Genomic DNA, 17,398 nt, shown 5'->3' with positions numbered 1-17,398 from the left:
CAAATTGTTGGCAATATCCCTTTATGGTTCTGTGGTCAACATCACACCAACCGTTCAGGGGAAAGCACCATGCAACATGCTGTTCGCTCCAGCCTCACGACTGGCGTTGCGCTGATCGGGGCCGGCGTCATCGCCGTTTCTCCCGTCACGCATCAGCCTCTGCCAGACCTGCACCTGCCGGCATTCCACGCCAGTGCGGTCCAACTCACGGCGCAGGTGAACCCGATCACCCAGTGGGGGCAGATCATCACCGAGGCTCTGCAGAACACGAAAGGTCTCGTCACCGAGGTGATCGCGGACCCGGCCCCCGTCCTCGGTCAGGTGGTGCGGAATCAGATCGCCAGTGCCGTCGCCGTCGGCGGGTCTGTCCGGGACTATCTGGTTGCGGTCGGTCAGCAGTTGGGCACGACGCCGGAGGCCCTGAAGCAGGCATTCCAACAGCTCGCCGCCGGGCACGTCGCCGACGCGGTGCAGACGCTGTACAGCGCGGTACTGACGCCGTTCGTGCTGCCGATCCTGACCACCAGCATCCTCACCGATGTTCAAGCCGCGTTCCGTAAGCCGGTGCAGAACATGCTCAATGTGATCGACACCGCCATCACCTCACCGAGCGGCGCGGGTTGGGTCCTGGCGGCTGGATTCCCGTTGCTTGCGGTGATGAGTGACGTCGTGACAGCCACCGGCGATGGACTCCAGAACATCGTCAACGGGCTCAACGCGAGGAATCTGGCTGCGGTCGTGAACGCGATCGTTGCCATGCCGGGGGCCATCACCGGCGCGGTGCTCAATGGGTACAACGGTGACGGCGCGGGCATCCTCGGGCCGAACGGCATCGTGCAAGGGCTGCGAAATGCGTTGGGCATCATCGCAACTGCGATCAAACCAGTGACTCCGCCGCCTGTGGCCGCTGCCAGTGTCCCGTCGCCGGCGCCGACCATGGTCGCGTTGTCGACGGCAACACCCACCGCCAAGCCGGCTGTCGAGACGAAGTCGCTCGCAGCGGTTTCGACGGTGTCGGCGGAGAAGGCGGCGTCTGACAAGACCGCAGCCGGCAAGACGGCGCCGGTCGCCGAGAGTGGGGCGACGACAACCGCCGCGGCTGGTACCGATGTCGACTCCGCACCGGCCAAGACCGCCGCATCCGACAACGCGGGGTCATCGGCTTCCGCGGCTGATGGCGATGGCGCCGCTGCTTCGAGCGCGCCCGCGGCGAAGCCGGATCACCCGACGCCCGGCGCGAAGCCGTCGAGCAGTACTGACGCCGGTACGGGGGCGTCGACCGCGGGCGGTGCCAAGGGGGCCGATGATGCGTCGACGACGTCGACTCGCAAGGGCACCACGAAGCCCAAGCGGGGCGCCGGAAAGGCGAAGGGCGCGGACAGCTCTGCGTCTGACTCGGGCAGCGGCAGCGGCCGTTCGCACGATTCGGCCGGCAAGGGTGCGAGCAAGGGCACGCACCGCGCGGCCAAGGCCGGCGGCGAGTAAGAGGCAGTGAGGCGCTGAGGCCGGGCGCAGCCACCCGCCCGGATCTGCGGGTGCTCGGGATCGGCCCGTACTCCGACCGATCCCGAGCGTCGCAGTAATCAGGCAGTCGTGTCGAAAGCGTCCCGGATGCTCTCGCGTGAAGCGGAAACCTGCGCTTCGATGGCCTCGCGGGCCGAGGTGGCGGTCGTGCGCAGCTCGCTCCACTCGCGGGTGGCGACCTCACGCACGTCGTCGACGCCCTGGGCCGCGGTGCCGGCCACGGTGAACAGGCCGTCCACGGCGGTCGCGGTCAGGGCGCCCTGAGCGCGCACCAGCGAGCCGGCCACCTGTGACGCACCGGCGATGATGGCGTTGGGGCCCACCGCATTACGGCCGACGTACTCGCCGACGGCGCTGCGGATGTCGCGGCCCGACTCGGCCAGCACGTTCTGAACGGCGGAACCCGTCTCGCTCACCGCGTCCGGCAGGGTGGCGCCGTCGCGGATGGAGGAGATGACCTTGGCCGGCAACTCGACGACCGCTTCGGTGGCGGCCGAGGTCGCGCTGACCAGCTGGCGGGTGAGGCTGTGGCCGGCGTCGAGCTGACGCTCCAGCACGCCGCTCAGCACCTCGCGGATGGCGAGGCCGGTGTTGGTGGCTTCTTCGGCGGCAGCCTCGGCGGTCTGGACGAGCTCGGCCTCGATGACCTGCCCGTTCGCGGTGTCGTTGGTGGTGGGGGTTTCGGTGATGGTCATGGTTGCTCCTGTTGGAACGCGGAAAGCCGGTCGCCCCAATTGAACTCCGCGCCACCGAACCTGAGGTGACGCTCAGGTGACCGGCGGGATCCGTGGAGACAACCAGCTAAGCCCGCGACAATGACCCACGCGACACCTCATCAGCCGAATCCGCACGCCGGATCGGTGCGAAGGCGAATTACACCCAGTACGGCACGCGGGCGCGGTACTGCCGCATCGCCATCGCCGCGACGACCCAGCCCAGCACCGTCAACGTGATCACCACGACCCAGTGCCGCAACTCCTGCGGCTCGCCCAGCAGCGGCGCGCGGACGATGTCCACGTAGTGCAGAAGTGGGTTCAGCTCAATGATTTTCGACCAGGTGCCCGCGCCCTGGAGGCGCAGCGTCTGGTCGTTCCAGATGATCGGGGTGATGTAGAACAGCAGCTGAACCAGGCTCGCGAGCAGCGGGCTGATGTCCCGGTACCGCGTGGCCAGGATGCCGAAACACAATGCGACCCAGACACAATTGGCCACGATCAGCGCCAGCGCCGGGATCACCGACAGGTCGGCCCAGGACCATGGCTTGGGAAAGATGATCGCGATGACCACGAAGATGATGATGTTGTGCGCGAACAGCAGCACCTGCCGCCACACCAGCCGGTAGACGTGCACCGACAGCGGCGTCGGAAGTTGTTTGATGAGGCCCTCATTGGCGATGAACACGTCGGCGCCTTCGAGGATGGACGCGTTGATCAGGTTCCAGATGATCAGGCCGAGGGTCACGTAGGGCAGGTGCTCGGCCAGTGGCAGATGGAACAACTGGGAGTACAGGCCGCCGAGCGCGACGGCCATGGTGCCTGTCGCGATGGTGATCCAGATGGGACCGAGCACCGAGCGCCGGTAGCGCTGCTTGATGTCCTGCCAGCCCAGGTGCAGCCAGAGTTCGCGCTTGCCGAAGCCGGTCACCAGGTCGGCCCAGGCGCGGCGCAGCGTCTTGGACTGCGCGGCCGCGTCGGTGAACGTCATCGCTGCCCTCCTGTAGTGGGTCCGCCCGAACCGGGCCTGCTGAACTTCTCGTCTCGTCCCAAGCGGCGCAACCGCATCCAGTCGCGCAGCCCGGCCGGATCACGCCGGGTGATCAGGAAGTACCACCCGAACCGCACCCACTCCTGGGGGACCAGCTTCCGCAAGCCCGGTTGGGACTGTAGATATCCGCGGTTGCGGTAGGTGAAATAGCGCTTGGTGGCATCGTCGGGGTACTGCGTGTGCATGCGCCCGCCGAGGATCGGCTTGAACTCGTCGGACCCCTGCGGGTGCAGATACACCGCGTTCAGGCAGGTGCCGAACGGCAGACCGGAGCGGACCAGCCGACGGTGCACCTCGACCTCGTCACCTCGGACGAACAGCCGAATGTCCGGTACGCCAACGGCTTCCAGTGTCGCGGCGCGGAACAGCGCACCGTTGAACAACGACGCGATCCCGGGCAGTAGGTCGACGCCGGCGTCTTTATCGACCTGCAACTCCGACACATACCGCCGCCACACCAACCCGCGGCGCAACGGAAAGGCCAGTCGGGCAGGCTCATTCAGGTCGCAGACCATGGGCGACACCTCGGCCAGGTCGTGCTTGGCCGCACAGTCCAACAGCGTCGCCAGCACCGACGAGTCGGCGGGCCGCCCGTCGTCGTCGGCCAGCCACACCCACTCGGCGCCCAGCGCCAGGGCATGCAGGATGCCCAGGGCGAAACCGCCTGCGCCGCCGAGGTTCCGGGCCGATCCGAGGTACGTCGTCGCAACCGGCTGGGACTCGACAAGAGCCCGCACCGCCGGATCGTTGTCGTTGTCGACGACGACGACGTGGTCGGGCAGTCGCGTCTGGGAGCACACCACGGCAAGGGATTTCGCCAACAGCTCCGGCCGCCGGTGGGTGACGATCACCGCGCACAACATGTCGGTCACGCCTGGCGCTCGCGCTCGTTCTCTTCGAGCACCTCGCGCACGTGCCGTGCCGCGTCCTCGCCCTCATAGGCGCGGACGACGTCCTCGATGCCACCGGTCATGCGGATGGTGCCGTGGTCGACCCACATCGCGGTCTGGCACAGCCGGGCCAGGAATTCGTTGGAATGGCTTGCGAACACCAGGATTCCGGAGCGTTCCACCAAGGCTTGCAGCCGGGTGCGCGCCTTTTTCAGGAACTCCGCGTCCACCGCGCCGATGCCCTCGTCGAGCAGCAGGATCTCGGGGTCGATGCTGGTGACCACACCCATGGCCAGGCGCACGCGCATACCGGTGGAGTAGGTGCGCAGTGGCATCGAGAGGTACTCGCCGAGTTCGGTGAACTCGGCGATCTCATCGACCTTGGCCAGCATCTGCTTGCGGGTCTGTCCGAGGAACAGACCGCGGATGATGATGTTCTCGAAACCGGAGATCTCCGGGTCCATGCCGACACCCAGATCGAAGACCGGGGCCACGCGGCCGCGGACGGTCGCCGAACCGCGCGTCGGTTCGTAGATGCCCGACAGCAGGCGCAGCAGCGTCGACTTGCCGGCGCCGTTGTGCCCGACCAGTCCCACCCGGTCGCCCATCTTGAGCGACATCGTGATGTCCCGAAGCGCTTCGATCACAACGACATTCGACTCGTTGCGGTTGATCCCGCCGCCGGCCTTGCCCAGGAAGGCCTTCTTGAGCGAACGGGATTTCGCGTCGAAGATCGGGAATTCGACCCACGCGTTCTGCGTGGAGATGTGCGGTTCCGTCACGGTCTACAGGTACTGGCCGGTGCCGGACTGGAACGGGCCGCGGCCACCGTCGGCGCCGGGCGGCAGGGCGCCCTGGCGCATCTGCTCGAGCTGTGCGCGGGCGGCCATCTGCTGAGCGAACAGGGCCGTCTGGATGCCGTGGAACAGGCCCTCGAGCCAGCCGACCAGCTGGGCCTGCGCGATGCGCAGCTCGGCGGCCGACGGCACCTTCTCCTCGGAGAACGGCAGTGACAGCCGTTCCAGCTCCTCGGTCAGTTCCGGGGCGAGGCCGTCCTCGAGCTCCTGGATGCTCGACCGGTGGATGTCGCGCAAGCGGTTCCGGCTGGCCTCGTCGAGCGGCGCGGAGCGTACTTCTTCCAGCAGCTGCTTGATCATGGTGCCGATGCGCATGACCTTGGCCGGCTGCTCGACCAGGTCGGTCAGCGATTTGCCTTCGTCGCCCTGGTCGGAGTCCGGTCCCGGTTCCCCGCCCAATGCCAGGTCCCCGCCGATGACCTCGATGTTGTCGTCGTCGTCTTCTGGTTTCAGCGTCATGCCTGCAGTGTTCCTATCTGTTCGCCGGTGCGGCGTCGCCGCGCCACTCGTAGATGCGGGACCGCCCATTGTCGTAGATCTTCGCCCACGACTTCGACCTATCCAGCGACACTAGTCCGTCGGGCATGACGAACCCCTTGACGATGGTCGAGCTGGTGATCACGTACTTGATGTTCAGGGCGTGCACGGCCTCGGCGATCCGCCGATCGGTGTCGGCGTCGTCGGCGTAGGCCCAGAAGATGAAGCGGTGGTAGCCGGGGCCCTGTTGCTGCGGATAGTCGTAGTGGGTCCACAGCGGATGCAGGCCGGCGACCGCGTACATCCACGACGTGCCGTCGGTGTTGGCGTTGCCGATCAAGGTGTCCTTGGCGCCGGGCAGCGTCGCCAGGTAGGCAAAGGCCTGCAGGTTCTTGTCGTTGACCATGATCTGGTCGTACTTCTGGCCGATCAGGTAGCGGTGCCGCGGGAAGTAATGCCACGCCAGGCCGACAGTCGAAAACACGAGCAGGGCCACTGTCACCACGGCCCAGAACCGCTCTGTCCGGGGCGCACGTTTCTGCACCCAACCGACGGCGAAGGTGATGACGGCGAACAACGCGATGCCGGCGAACGGCGTGATCAGCAGGGTCACGACGGCGGACAACCGGCGCGGGTCGCTGTAGTAGAGGTCGGCGTACGGCCCGATCAGCGCGCCGATCGGGCCACCGAACGGCGCACCCGAATGCACGATCGCGACCATCAGCAGCACCCAGACCGCGGCCGGCCACCAGACCCGCTTGATCAGCAGGATCAGACCGCCGATACCGCCGAGCGCGATCAGGATGTTCTGGATCGGGTAGTCGTTGAGGTGGCGGGTGTGCTGAACGATCGCGTTGAACAGCGTCCGCAGCCGGCTCAAGTGGGTGACGAACGCATGACCGACGATGATGTCGGCCTGCGCCAGCACCCCGACGGACTGGGGCAGCAACAGCAGCAGCGACGGCACGGCGACGGCCGCAAGGGTCACGAAGTCGGCGAGCCGACCCCGCACGGGGTTGCGGAGGGTGTCGCACAGCCACCAGGCGCCGACGAAGGTGACGACGACGACGCCACCCGTGATGTGGGTGGAGAACACCCCGATCAGCGCGATGACGGCCAGCGGGATCCGGTCGCGGTGCCGCAGGCACGACATGATCAGCACGGTCGTGGGCCCGGCGAGGCCGTAGGCCACCAGGTTGGGGACGGCGGCAACGTCGAACTCGACGTACGGGAGCGCGGTGAACGATGCCGCGAGTGCAGCAGCCGCGGCGGCGGCACCGGCGCTCCAGCGCTGGCACTTGTACGGCCGGACCATGGCCCACGTCAGGCTCGCCGCGCTGACGGGGAAAAGCCAGATCGAGGCCGCCAGGGAGTGCAGGGTGTAGGCCGTGGTCGGGGCCGCGCCGGTGAGTTGGCAGAAGACGGCGGCGAGCGCGTGGAATGTCGACGGGTAGTACAGCAACGCGTGCGTCTCGACATTGCGAAGCTCACCCATGTGCAGCGGTGACGCCTGACCGACGTCGAGAATCCAGCGGATGGTGTTTCCGTGCCAGACCGAGTCCCAGGTGCTCGGAATGGATTGCCAATGCGGCATGCCGAGGATTGCTGAAATTGCGATCGCCGTCGCGCCGACGAGAATGCCCGCGGCGACGAACAGGGCCGGGCCGCGGCCGATCGCGAGGGCTTCCGCCGCGGTGTCCCGGTAGCGCCGCAGCGCACGACGAAGCGCGGCAACCACCGCTACCACGATGACGAACGCCAGCAAAGCCGTCCAGCCGTTCCATGGGACGCCGACGGCACCGAGTGGGACGACGGCCAAAGCTACGATGCCGTAGGTCACTGCGGGGCCGACCGCGACGGCAACGGGCCAGGTTAGCTGTGCTACGCGAGCGGTGATTGCTCCAGGGATCACCATGATCAACAGGGCGACAAGGACGCCAGACGCCAAGTTCACTGCACTAGTATGGCTGTTCGGGTGGCCCGGCTTTCGCCGGTGTGCAGCGGGGCACGCCCGCCGGAAAAATTTGGCTGGCAGGCCTGAATCGCTCGAAGGTTGGCATGGCATGGCATACGACGTCGCCCGGGTGCGCGGTCTGCACCCGTCATTGGGCGGCGGCTGGGTGCACTTCGACGCCCCGACCGGAATGCTGCTGCCGGACTCGGTAGCGACCACCGTTTCGACCGCCTTCCGCGGTTCCATGTCCTCGGCCGCCGGCCCGCATCCGGCCGCTCAGCGCAGCGCGGCGGTTCTGACCGCAGCGCGCCAGGCGGTCGCCGATCTCGTCGGCGGCGACCCGCGTGGCGTGGTGTTCGGCGCCGACCGGGCCGTGCTGCTGAACTCGCTGGCCGAGGCGTCGGCGTCGCGGTCGGGCCTGGGCTACGAAGTGGTCGTCACCCGCCTGGACGACGAGGCCAACATCGCCCCGTGGCTGCGGGCCGCGAATCGCTATGGCGCCAAGGTGAAGTGGGCCGAGGTCGACATCGAGACCGGCGAACTGCCCAGCTGGCAGTGGGAGACGCTCATCACCCGGCCGACCCGGCTGATCGCGATCACGTCGGCATCCTCGAAGCTCGGCACCGTCACCGATCTGCGGCCCGTGACCAAGATGGCGCGGGAGAACGGTGGCATGGTCGTCGTCGACCACTCCGTGGCCGCGCCGTACCGCCTGCTGGACATCAACGACGTCGACGCCGACGTGGTGGCGCTCAACGCGATCGCGTGGGGTGGCCCGCCGATCGGTGCGCTCGTTTTCCGGGATCCGGCGATGATCGACACCTTGGCGGCGGTGTCACTCGATCCGAATGCCACGGGCGCCGCGCGTCTGGAAGTCGGCGCGCACCAGTTCGGCCTGCTCGGTGGCGTCGTCGCCAGCATCGAGTACCTGGCCAACCTGGACGACGCCGCCACCGGCACCCGCCGCGAACGGCTCGCGCGCTCCATGCAGTCGGCGGAGGCCTACCTGGGACGGGTGTTCGGGTACCTGCGTAACTCGCTGCGGTCGCTGCCGTTGGTCATGGTGCTCGGCGCGCCCGAGGCCGCCATTCCGGTGCTGAGCTTCGCGGTGCAGGGCGTGCCCGCCGACACCGTGATCAGCCGGCTCGCCGACAACGGCGTGCTGGCCGTGTCTGACGGCAACTCCCGGGTGCTGGAGGCCATCGGTGTCAATGACATCGGCGGCGCCGTCACGGTCGGCCTCGGGCACTACACCACCACAGCTGAAGTGGATCAGCTGGTCCGCGCGCTGGCCTCGCTCGGTTAGTTACGCGTAGTCCAGCGCGTCGCGCAGCAGCTGCGGAGGTTCGACCTTCCCGGAGCCATCGGTCGCGATGCAGACGTAGACGGTCTTTGCGGTGACGATGGGCCGCGTGGAATCGCCTGCGTGGATGAGGAATTCGACGGTGAACGAGGTGCGTCCCCGGGCGGGCACCGTGACGTCGACGTGAATCTGGTCGCCCCACTTCAGAGAGCCCGACCAGTCCAGTTCGGTGTGGACCACCTGGGCGTCGACGCCCGCTTCGAAGATGTCGCGCCACGACGCCGTCTGCGCGACGAACGCGCCGAAGGCCTCGTCCATGTAGGCCAGGTACCACATGTTGAAGACCACGCCCTGCTGGTCGACCTCGAGATAACGGACCGGCGCGGTGTAGGTGAACGTCACACCGTCAACCTAATCCCGCACCCGCAGAAGCACTTTGCCGGACACGGCGCCTTCCTGCAGGAGCTGGTGGGCTGTTCCCGCCTGCTCGATGGGCAGCTCGGTACCGATGATCGGACGCACCCGGCCGTCGGCGATCATGGGCCAAACATGTTGCACCACTTCGGAAATCACCGCGGCCTTGCCGGACGGCCCGTCCAGCGGGCGCGAGCGCAACGCGGTGCCGATGACGCCGGCCCGCTTGGCCAGGAGCTTGGCGATATTCAGCTCGCCCTTGACGCCGCCCTGCATGCCGATGATCACCACGCGGCCGTCGGGGGCGAGCGCGTCAATGTTCCGGTCCAGGTACGAGGCTCCCATGATGTCGAAGATGACGTCGGCGCCGCCCGCCTCCGCCACCCGCTCGACGAAGTCCTCGTCGCGGTAGTTGATCAGGATGTCGGCGCCGAGTTCGCGGCAGAGCTCGAGCTTTTCGAGTGACGCGGTGACCGCGACGCGGGCGCCCAGCGCGTGCGCGACCTGGATGGCATGCGTGCCGATACCGCTCGCGCCGCCGTGCAGCAGCACCAGCTGGCCGGCGCTCAGGTGGGCGGTCATGCCCAGGTTGGACCACACCGTCGCGGCGACCTCCGGCAGGCCGGCGGCATGATGCAGCCCCACACCCGCCGGGATCGGCATGACCTGGGCTGCCGGCACTGCCACCTTCTCGGCATAGCCACCGCCCGCGAGCAGCGCGCACACCTCGTCACCGACAGCCCAGTTCTCGACGCCGGCGCCGACGGCGGAGATGACGCCCGAGACCTCCAGCCCGAGGATTTCGCTGGCGCCCGGCGGCGGGGGATAGAGGCCGGCGGCTTGCAGCAGGTCGGCCCGGTTCACCCCGGCGGTCGTCACGTCGATGACGACTTCGCCATCGGCGGCCGTCACCTCCGGTACCTCGGACCATGCCAGCTGACCTGGGGATTCGACGACGATGGCGCGCATGGAGGCAACGCTACACACGGACCCTCCGAGCCTGCTCGAGCCCCGACCCCTTAGGCTGTTCCGCGGTGGCGTGGCAGAGCGGCCTAATGCACTCGCCTTGAAAGCGAGAGTTGGTTAAACCCAACCGGGGGTTCAAATCCCTCCGCCACCGCCAAGTCAGCACCAGCAGCCGCCGAAGGACGAGTTGTGCTCGTCGGTCTCGATCGACTGCTCGCGCACCACGGCGCTGCCGCCGCGCGGATCGAAGTGCAGCACCGAACTCACAGGGTCGTGCCGGATCCACGCGGCCACCGACAACGGATGCCCCTGGCCGATCATGTAGGAGGCCAGCTCGATGTGGCCGGGCGTCCCGAGACCGTGGAAATCGGACACCGCCGCGCGTATCCGCGGTCCCGACAGATCCCCTGCGGTGACGGCGACGTACTTCGCCCGGTGGTTCGGGCGTGGCGCATCAGGGGTGCCCATGGTCCGATGTTTCCACAGCGCCGTGAGCCGTTGGGGAGGCCGTCGAACAGTGGCTCACCGCGAAGTCCGAATGCCCCTGGTGGACCCAATTCCAGTCGTTCCGCTTGTTCTTCGGAACATGTTGACCGACAACAATATTCGGATACCTAATCCGCTCGCAGTACCTCAAGCATCCCCGGCCGCAGTAGATCGGCGATCCGGTCCCACGGCACTGTGACAGCCACATAGTCACCCAGGGCATGGGCCACCGGTACATAGACCTGAAGCCCGGTCGGCGTCGGCAGCCAGTTGACGTCGATGTCGTCCTGCGACAACTGCTGCGCATCCAGCCGTCCGCTGGTGTCCAGTTGCGGCAGCAGCGTCCGTAGCCGGGTCATCGCGGCCGCGTGATCCTGGTAGAGGTCGTTGACGGTAACCGGCGACGCGGTGCGGGTCGCGATCACCACTGTGCCCAGGCTTTGATTGGGGTGCGCGGCGCCCTTTCCGTACCAGAACAGCACGATGCGTCCGGCCACGACGCCGGAGCCGATTCTGGTTACGCCGCTGCGGAATCCGTCGATTACGCCATCGTCGACGCTCGTGGTGGCGGACTGCTCGGGCATGTCGGCCCGGGAGGCCCGCATGGCGGCGTTGAAGCGGTCGGTGACGGCTGGGTCGCCACCGGAAAGCTGCGGGATGGTCACCGACTTACCGGGCTGTGACCCGGGCGTGGTGATCGACGTGATCGCGTATCCGTGCGTTTCGGCGGCCGGCGGTGCGGTCGAGGTGGCACGGGTGGTCGTTGTGGTGCTCGTGCTCGTGCTCGCGGTCGTTGCGGTCGGCCTCGGAGCGGCCGGTGTACAACTAGCGAGGGTGACAACGGTCAGTGCCGCGGCCGTGATCAGGCGTGGTGCGGGCGTCATCGACGGCATGACGCGAATCTATCGGTCAACCAGTGATCAGCTGGGTACTTACCGGCGTCGTGCCGGTGGTCAGGTCCAGCACCGGGCAGTGCGCATCCACCGCGTCCTGGAGTTCCTGGTAGCGCTCGGCGGTCTCCGGACCGGAGACGTTGACGGTCACCCGAATCTGCTGGAAGCCGGGGCGCACGTTGTCGTCCAGCCCGAAGAAGCCGCGCACATCGAGATCGCCTTCCGCGCTTGCGCTGAGGGAATCCACCTGGATGCCGAGCCGCTCGGCCCAGAATCGGTAGGTGACCACCTGGCACGACAGCAGCGAAGCCAGGTAGTACTCGACGGGGTTGGGCGCCGTGTGCTGCCCGCCGAGGGCGGGCGGCTCATCGACGTGCACCTGGTACTTGCCCAAGGCGATCTCACTGCCGACGGTGCCTTCCGGCTGAGCCGTGGCCTTGAACACCACGGTGGCCGCGGCGGGATTGTCGGCGACGGCCGCCCGGGTGGCATCGGTGATCGCGTTGAGAGAAGTCACGGAAGCAGTCATGCGCCGACGTTATTTGCGTCGGCGTCGGGATTCGACCGTTGCGCCCACGATGAATTCAACTTTCGGTTTACGCTTCGGCCATACAACGGCTCAGATTGGACGAGAAGATGCCCGGTACCGCGGTTTCGGCCATGAGCAAGTTGATGTTTCGCGGCATGGACAAGCTGCGGCACCGGGAGGCCTTCGACATCGGGGAGCCGACTGCCACCGATTTCGCCGGCTTCGAGCGGGCGCGGCAGATCGTGCTCGTCACGTTCAAGCGGTCCGGTGAGGCCATGCCCAGCCCGATCAATCACGGTGTCGCCGACGGGAAGTTGTATGTCCGCACCGACGCGTCGACGGGGAAGGTGAAGCGGCTGCGCAACGATCCGCGCGTGGTCGTGGTCCCGTGCAATCTTCGGGGCAAGCCGACAGGACAACCGGCGGCCGGCATCGCCCGCATCCTCCCGGAGGCCGAGCATGCCCACGCCGACGCCGTGATCGCCGCGAACTGGTCGCCGGCCATGAAGCTGTTCGAGCGGACGCTCGACAAGAGCAGTTCCGCCTTCGACATTCCGATGGCCTACATCGAGATCAGCCCGTGCGCGTCCTGAGGTTCATCTGGAGCGGGGTGCTGGCGTTCGACCGTGTCGGCAGACGTATTCCGCAGTTGATCCAAATCTGGCTCGGCGAGCTGTTTTTCGTTGTCCCGCTGATGTTCTTCATCGCCAAGATCATCGACATCCGCGGCGGATTCGGGGTACCGGGCACGGGTGGACGGCTGCCCGCCGTGTTCTGGGGCGCGCTGGCGGTCTCGCTGGTGGCGGGTTTCTTCTTCGTGCGCGGACTGGTCCGGCCCCGGGTGGTGGACGGGAGCTGGACGCCGATCTCGACCGCCGACATCGGTGACTTCACCGTCGGCGTCGGGGTCAAGAGCTGGACCGTCGAATACAAGTACCTGACGAGCCACCCGTCGTATGCCCTGCTGCTGCTCCTCACCCTGCCGATTCCGCTGGTGATGGTGCTGGCGACCATCGACCACGGCGGCAGCACGTTCTACTTCCGGGTGGCGGGCATCGTGGGCTTGTGCATCCTGGCCGCGATGGCACTTGCACGCGTATTGGCTTGGTATGTCTTCCGATTCGGTCGCAAGCAGCTGGAGAAGCAGGGGCCGCGTCAGGCGTGGGAGATCGCGTGGAAGCCGGTGTTGATGCTGCTGGTGATGATCTACGCCATCATCGGCATCCCGCTCGGCTGGATGTGGTTCCAGGAGCAGCGGACCATCGCCGCCTTGCCGGTGGTCTCGGTGCAGGACGGTGTCGACCACGTGGGGCAGTACCGTCGCGTCGACGGCGAAGTCGCCTCCGAGCCGGTGTACTGGGCGCCACGCGGGACGGGCCGCGGGGGTGACAACTACGCGGGTTCCGGTGTGCTGGTGAAACTTCCGTCCGGCGGCGACGCCCTGCTGCTGGCCGAGTCGATGTCGGTGCCCGACTTCATCGGCGTGATGCGTGACGTCAGGGACGGCAGGCTCAAGGCCCAGGGCAAGGTCATCGACGCCATCACAGACACCCAGGTGGAGTACTACGGCTTCCAGGTCGACGCGTTCCCAGAGCCGTCACCGGACGGCCGGGTGATGGTCCTGCTGAGCTACCCCTGACGGCGGACCTGAGGCGCTTCGTCTTCTGGCTTCACCATCTTTATTGGTAAGACCACTAGACCTCTTACCTTTTGCGGGCTACTGTCGTCGTCATGGAGTTGACGTCGATCAAGCGACGCTCGGCAGCGGACGAGGTGCACGACCAGCTGCTCAAGCAGCTCGTCGCGGGCGCCCAGCCGCCAGGCTCGCGCCTGCCGAGTGAGCGCAAGCTGGCCGAGGTACTGGGCGTATCGCGGCCCGTGGTGCGTGAGGCGATCCAGCGGCTGGTCGCGTCCGGGCATCTCGATGTCCGGCAGGGTGACGGCGCCGTCGTCAACGACATCACCCGCACAGGCGGCCTTGATCTACTGCCCTACCTGCTGGTGGAGGCGCCCGACGGGGCGATGGTGAACCCGTCGGTGGTGCGCAGCGTCCTGGAGGTGCGGGAGTACCTCGGCCCGTGGATCGCCGAACGGGCGGCGGCGCGGTCGGGACGCGGTCTCGCCGAACCACTGGCGCGGGCCCTCGCCGACATCGAGCGCGCGCAGAGCGGGCCGACGCAACAGCTGGCCGCCCTTGATTTCTGGGATTGCCTTGTCACCGGGGCGAATTCGATCGCGATGACGCTGATCTTCAACGGGATGCGCCGGGTGTACGAACCGATGCTCGCGGTCGTCGCCGACGCCGTGGCCGCCGCCGAACCCGCGGCCGGGTACCGCAAGCTCGCCGAGGCGGTGACGTCGGGCTCCGCGCTGAAAGCGCGCCGAGCCGCGTCGACCGTGCTCGGCGGCGCCACGACGGTGCTCACCGAATTTCTCGACCAGATGGAGGCGCAGTGACGATCACCGGTACCCGGGGCGTGACCCTCGGCCGGGCGGCCCGCGAGTTCTGGCGTCATCCGACGCCGTGGATGATCCTGACGCTCGTGGTCGGGGCGGTCGCAGCGCGGATCGCCGTCGGCGGCCTGGCGCTACGCGACCTGTGGGCGCCCCTGGTACTCGCGCTGCTGTTCCCGTTCGTGGAGTGGGTGATTCACGTCTTCATCCTGCACTGGCGACCACGGAAACTCGGCCGCGTCACAGTGGACACCCTCGTCGCCCGCGACCATCGACGACACCACGCGAATCCCCGCGAGATCGACCTGGTGTTCATCCCGACCCCGACACTGCCGTGGCTCATCGCGGCGATCGTGGCACTGCCGCTTGGCATCGGCGCCTTGGTGGGTGCGCCGGTTTCGGCCACGCTGTCGTTCGTCGTTGTCGAATCGCTGATCCTGATGGGCTATGAGTGGACGCACTACCTCGTCCACACCGACTACAAGCCGCGCCACCGCTTCTACAAGGCGGTGTGGCGCAATCATCGCCTGCACCATTTCAAGAACGAGCACTACTGGTTCTCGGTCACCACGTCAGGCACCTCCGACCGGGTGCTCGGCACCTACCCGGACCCCGCCACCGTCGAGACCAGTCCCACGGCGAAGAACCTGCACGGGTCCCTGAATTAGGGACGCGGGTCGGTAACAACATCGATTTTTGCGGATGACTGTGCGTCTACGCAGTTGGGTACTCGTACTTTTTCTACGGCAGTGCACAGTCAACGTCCACAAGACATTTGCTTGTCAAGTGCCCAGCACTTGGCGATCCGACGGTGCAACCAGAGCGCCTCTGCCCACGAATTTGCGATCTGACCGCACGCTCGCGCTACACCCCACCCGAGCCGTTACCGACCCACGCTCCTAGCCGCCCTTACACGAGATGTCCACCCACGCAACGGTCATCTTCGTCCGGTCGATAATGGCGCCCGCGGAATCGACGTTGTCGTTGCGCAGCCCCTCGATGCCGAGGACCTTGCATCCGGATAGGGGATAGACCGCGGCGCCATTGAGCAGCACGGTGAACCCTTGCAACTGAAGCGCATTGATGGTGCCTTGTGCGTTGCCGAAGCCACCGGGACCACCTATGGCCTCGGCCGGCCCGGCCACCGCTGTCGCCGCCGCGATGAGGGCACCCACGGCAGCGCCGACGGCCGCCCGGCTGATTTTGGGCATGCGAGTACTCCGATTGTGCTGCAGGAGAATTCAGGGCTGGACGAAGGGCTTCGCGAAGGCGATCAGGTCGTCTTTGGGCGGCGGCACGTTGTACGTCTTGGTCTGCGTGTCGTCATCGAAAGACATGAACATCGGGCAGGTGGTGTCCGAATCGGACAACTCGGTGCTGCCGAGCTCTGTCCCGGTCGCGGCCGCCCGGACCGAGACGGCGTAGACGGTGGTCCGAAGGTCGACCTTGTTGGCGGTCGGGCGCCCGTTGTCCTGGTAGCCGGTGCATTCCTTGACGGATTGCTCGGTTTTGGTTTCCACGCAGACCACGGTGTCGATGGCGGCATAGGTGTTGCGGTCCGCATCGAATTGCACCGTCCAGTCGGACGGCAACGTGCTGGTGTCCTCGACAAGGTCGTGGCCCAGCGGAGTGAAGAGAATCGTCTTGTGGGACTTGGTATCCGGGCGGTAGCTGGCGGCGCGTGATTGTGTTGCGCCCTGACACACGGCCATGAAGTCCGCGCTCGTCAGCTTCGCGGGCGCAGGCGGGGTGGTGGGATCGAGGGTGGACGTCGGCTTAGCGGCGTCGACCCTGGAGCAGGCGCCGAGAAATGCGGTTCCCGCGACCACGATAGTGACGACGCACGCGCGATTGAGTTGGGGCACTGCGGTTCTCTTTCCCCTCGAGACGAGTTGCCATGGGCTGGCTGCCACTGACAGATAGGCAGCCGGGTTACAGCCCAGGGCAACTCGTCTTCAGGTGGGGAACGCGACCGCGCTCAGTGCAGCGTCAGCCAGGCCAAACTGCCCAGTCCGGCCACCACGCAGTAGATCGCGAATGGTGTCAGCGTGCGGGTCTCGAAGTACTTCACCAGGAACCGCACCGACAGATACGCCGCGACGAAAGCGGCCGCGCTGCCGGCCAGCACCTGGCCGCCGATGCCGTCGCCGGCCGGTCCGAACAGCTCCGGAATCTTCAGCGCCCCCGCGGCCAGGATCACCGGCGTCGCCAAGAGGAACGAGAACCGTGCGGCGTCCTCATGCGACAAACCGCGCAGCACGCCGGCGACCATGGTGGCGCCCGACCGGCTGATGCCGGGTAGCAGCGCCAGAATCTGAGCCGCGCCGATGCCCATGGCCTCCGGGATCGGGAGCCGGGCCAACCGTTCGTCGGAGTCGTTGAGGCCTTCCGAATGTTCGGCGGCGGGCACGGCCGAGGCCGTGCGGTGCCGAAGCCGTTCGCCCACAAAGAGAACGACGCCGTTGATCGCCAGGAACGCCGCGGCGGGGATCGGCTTGCCCAGCGACGTGCGCAGCGCGTGGTCCAGAGCCAGCCCGGCGATACCGACGGGGATGGTGGCCAGGATCAGCAGCCACGCCAGTCGCTCGGCGGAGGTGGTGATCTTCCGGTTCTTGATCGACGACACCAAACCACCGGCGACCGCCACCCAGTCCCGCCAGAAGAACACCAGCAGCGCCACGGCCGTCGCGACGTGCACGGCGACCAGGAACGCGAGGTACGGCGACTTCTCGGCCGTCATGCTCAGGTCCTGGGCCCATTGACCGCCGACGAGGGCCGGCACCAGGATCGAGTGGCCCAGGCTCGAGACCGGGAACAGTTCGGTGACACCCTGGAACGCGCCGACCACAATCGCTTCGATGTAGTTGAGGCTCAAGGTGATCGGTCC

The 17,398-nt window shown here is 67.0% G+C and carries 20 protein-coding genes and 1 tRNA gene; 7 read left to right on the top strand and 14 right to left on the bottom strand.

From position 1 onward, the window contains the following. Positions 1 to 69 precede the first annotated feature (69 nt). Positions 70 to 1,485, top strand: coding sequence for a hypothetical protein (locus ACJEIK_RS27510; RefSeq protein ID WP_133426171.1), 1,416 nt, complete (start codon positions 70 to 72; stop codon positions 1,483 to 1,485). Between the two features lie 98 nt (positions 1,486 to 1,583). Here ACJEIK_RS27510 and ACJEIK_RS27505 read toward each other — a convergent pair whose 3' ends face one another. The 6 genes from ACJEIK_RS27505 to ACJEIK_RS27480 all read right to left on the bottom strand — a co-directional run bounded on the left by ACJEIK_RS27505 (position 1,584) and on the right by ACJEIK_RS27480 (position 7,466). Continuing rightward, positions 1,584 to 2,219 (bottom strand): hypothetical protein, encoded by a 636-nt coding sequence (locus ACJEIK_RS27505; RefSeq protein ID WP_133426170.1) that lies wholly within the window; start codon positions 2,217 to 2,219, stop codon positions 1,584 to 1,586. 178 nt (positions 2,220 to 2,397) lie between these two features. Then, the gene (locus ACJEIK_RS27500; protein ID WP_061006239.1) at positions 2,398 to 3,228 is read right to left on the bottom strand and encodes an ABC transporter permease; all 831 of its coding nucleotides are present in this window, start codon (positions 3,226 to 3,228) and stop codon (positions 2,398 to 2,400) included. Next, complete coding sequence (locus ACJEIK_RS27495) at positions 3,225 to 4,151, bottom strand: glycosyltransferase (protein ID WP_082761696.1); 927 nt, start codon at positions 4,149 to 4,151, stop codon at positions 3,225 to 3,227. The genes ACJEIK_RS27500 and ACJEIK_RS27495 overlap by 4 nt, the downstream gene beginning before the upstream one ends. Before the next feature lie 5 nt (positions 4,152 to 4,156). Beyond that, on the bottom strand, positions 4,157 to 4,960 hold the full coding sequence (locus tag ACJEIK_RS27490; protein ID WP_061006241.1) for an ABC transporter ATP-binding protein: 804 nt from the start codon (positions 4,958 to 4,960) through the stop codon (positions 4,157 to 4,159). A gap of 3 nt (positions 4,961 to 4,963) precedes the next feature. Continuing rightward, positions 4,964 to 5,494, bottom strand: a complete 531-nt coding sequence (locus tag ACJEIK_RS27485) for a bacterial proteasome activator family protein (protein WP_061006242.1) — start codon at positions 5,492 to 5,494, stop codon at positions 4,964 to 4,966. Between the two features lie 13 nt (positions 5,495 to 5,507). After that, positions 5,508 to 7,466 (bottom strand): DUF6541 family protein, encoded by a 1,959-nt coding sequence (locus ACJEIK_RS27480; protein ID WP_374704308.1) that lies wholly within the window; start codon positions 7,464 to 7,466, stop codon positions 5,508 to 5,510. A 109-nt stretch (positions 7,467 to 7,575) separates the two neighbouring features. Between ACJEIK_RS27480 and ACJEIK_RS27475 the strand changes: the two genes are divergently transcribed. Further along, positions 7,576 to 8,772, top strand: coding sequence for a cysteine desulfurase-like protein (locus tag ACJEIK_RS27475; RefSeq protein ID WP_061006244.1), 1,197 nt, complete (start codon positions 7,576 to 7,578; stop codon positions 8,770 to 8,772). Here ACJEIK_RS27475 and ACJEIK_RS27470 read toward each other — a convergent pair whose 3' ends face one another. Both ACJEIK_RS27470 and ACJEIK_RS27465 read right to left on the bottom strand, forming a co-directional pair. Beyond that, positions 8,773 to 9,171: a thioesterase family protein gene (locus ACJEIK_RS27470; RefSeq protein WP_205848823.1), complete on the bottom strand. Its 399-nt coding sequence runs from the start codon at positions 9,169 to 9,171 to the stop codon at positions 8,773 to 8,775. Positions 9,172 to 9,180: 9 nt separating this feature from the next. Beyond that, positions 9,181 to 10,152 carry an NAD(P)H-quinone oxidoreductase gene (locus tag ACJEIK_RS27465; protein ID WP_133426168.1) on the bottom strand — a complete coding sequence of 324 codons (972 nt, stop codon included), beginning with the start codon at positions 10,150 to 10,152 and terminating at the stop codon, positions 9,181 to 9,183. Positions 10,153 to 10,216: 64 nt separating this feature from the next. On the opposite strand from ACJEIK_RS27465, the gene ACJEIK_RS27460 reads away from it, so the two are divergent. Then, positions 10,217 to 10,306: transfer RNA gene (locus ACJEIK_RS27460), tRNA-Ser, on the top strand. A gap of 2 nt (positions 10,307 to 10,308) precedes the next feature. On the opposite strand, the gene ACJEIK_RS27455 is transcribed toward ACJEIK_RS27460, so the two are convergent. The 3 genes from ACJEIK_RS27455 to ACJEIK_RS27445 all read right to left on the bottom strand — a co-directional run bounded on the left by ACJEIK_RS27455 (position 10,309) and on the right by ACJEIK_RS27445 (position 12,057). Further along, a complete protein-coding gene (locus ACJEIK_RS27455; protein WP_133426167.1) occupies positions 10,309 to 10,617 on the bottom strand; it encodes a hypothetical protein in 309 nt (102 codons plus the stop codon). 146 nt (positions 10,618 to 10,763) lie between these two features. After that, a complete protein-coding gene (locus tag ACJEIK_RS27450) occupies positions 10,764 to 11,528 on the bottom strand; it encodes a hypothetical protein (protein ID WP_237162798.1) in 765 nt (254 codons plus the stop codon). A gap of 16 nt (positions 11,529 to 11,544) precedes the next feature. After that, positions 11,545 to 12,057, bottom strand: coding sequence for an OsmC family protein (locus ACJEIK_RS27445; RefSeq protein WP_133426166.1), 513 nt, complete (start codon positions 12,055 to 12,057; stop codon positions 11,545 to 11,547). Positions 12,058 to 12,188: 131 nt separating this feature from the next. Here ACJEIK_RS27445 and ACJEIK_RS27440 point away from each other — a divergent pair, with 131 nt between their 5' ends. The 4 genes from ACJEIK_RS27440 to ACJEIK_RS27425 all read left to right on the top strand — a co-directional run bounded on the left by ACJEIK_RS27440 (position 12,189) and on the right by ACJEIK_RS27425 (position 15,179). Then, on the top strand, positions 12,189 to 12,650 hold the full coding sequence (locus tag ACJEIK_RS27440) for a PPOX class F420-dependent oxidoreductase (RefSeq protein ID WP_205848822.1): 462 nt from the start codon (positions 12,189 to 12,191) through the stop codon (positions 12,648 to 12,650). After that, positions 12,638 to 13,696, top strand: a complete 1,059-nt coding sequence (locus tag ACJEIK_RS27435) for a hypothetical protein (protein ID WP_406773993.1) — start codon at positions 12,638 to 12,640, stop codon at positions 13,694 to 13,696. Before ACJEIK_RS27440 ends, ACJEIK_RS27435 begins: the two co-directional genes overlap by 13 nt. A gap of 92 nt (positions 13,697 to 13,788) precedes the next feature. Beyond that, positions 13,789 to 14,514, top strand: a complete 726-nt coding sequence (locus ACJEIK_RS27430) for a FadR/GntR family transcriptional regulator (protein WP_406773994.1) — start codon at positions 13,789 to 13,791, stop codon at positions 14,512 to 14,514. After that, positions 14,511 to 15,179 (top strand): sterol desaturase family protein, encoded by a 669-nt coding sequence (locus tag ACJEIK_RS27425; protein WP_409430651.1) that lies wholly within the window; start codon positions 14,511 to 14,513, stop codon positions 15,177 to 15,179. Before ACJEIK_RS27430 ends, ACJEIK_RS27425 begins: the two co-directional genes overlap by 4 nt. A 231-nt stretch (positions 15,180 to 15,410) precedes the next feature. Here ACJEIK_RS27425 and ACJEIK_RS27420 read toward each other — a convergent pair whose 3' ends face one another. The 3 genes from ACJEIK_RS27420 to ACJEIK_RS27410 all read right to left on the bottom strand — a co-directional run bounded on the left by ACJEIK_RS27420 (position 15,411) and on the right by ACJEIK_RS27410 (position 17,392). Next, positions 15,411 to 15,722 carry a hypothetical protein gene (locus ACJEIK_RS27420; RefSeq protein WP_064859389.1) on the bottom strand — a complete coding sequence of 104 codons (312 nt, stop codon included), beginning with the start codon at positions 15,720 to 15,722 and terminating at the stop codon, positions 15,411 to 15,413. Positions 15,723 to 15,752: 30 nt separating this feature from the next. Continuing rightward, positions 15,753 to 16,376: a hypothetical protein gene (locus ACJEIK_RS27415; protein ID WP_131808771.1), complete on the bottom strand. Its 624-nt coding sequence runs from the start codon at positions 16,374 to 16,376 to the stop codon at positions 15,753 to 15,755. Between the two features lie 113 nt (positions 16,377 to 16,489). After that, positions 16,490 to 17,392: an undecaprenyl-diphosphate phosphatase gene (locus ACJEIK_RS27410; protein ID WP_406774125.1), complete on the bottom strand. Its 903-nt coding sequence runs from the start codon at positions 17,390 to 17,392 to the stop codon at positions 16,490 to 16,492. Positions 17,393 to 17,398 lie beyond the last annotated feature (6 nt).

The organism is Mycobacterium sp. SMC-16, from assembly GCF_046250085.1.
Lineage (GTDB): Bacteria > Actinomycetota > Actinomycetes > Mycobacteriales > Mycobacteriaceae > Mycobacterium > Mycobacterium phocaicum.
This window is presented reverse-complemented; position numbering and strand designations above follow the sequence as displayed.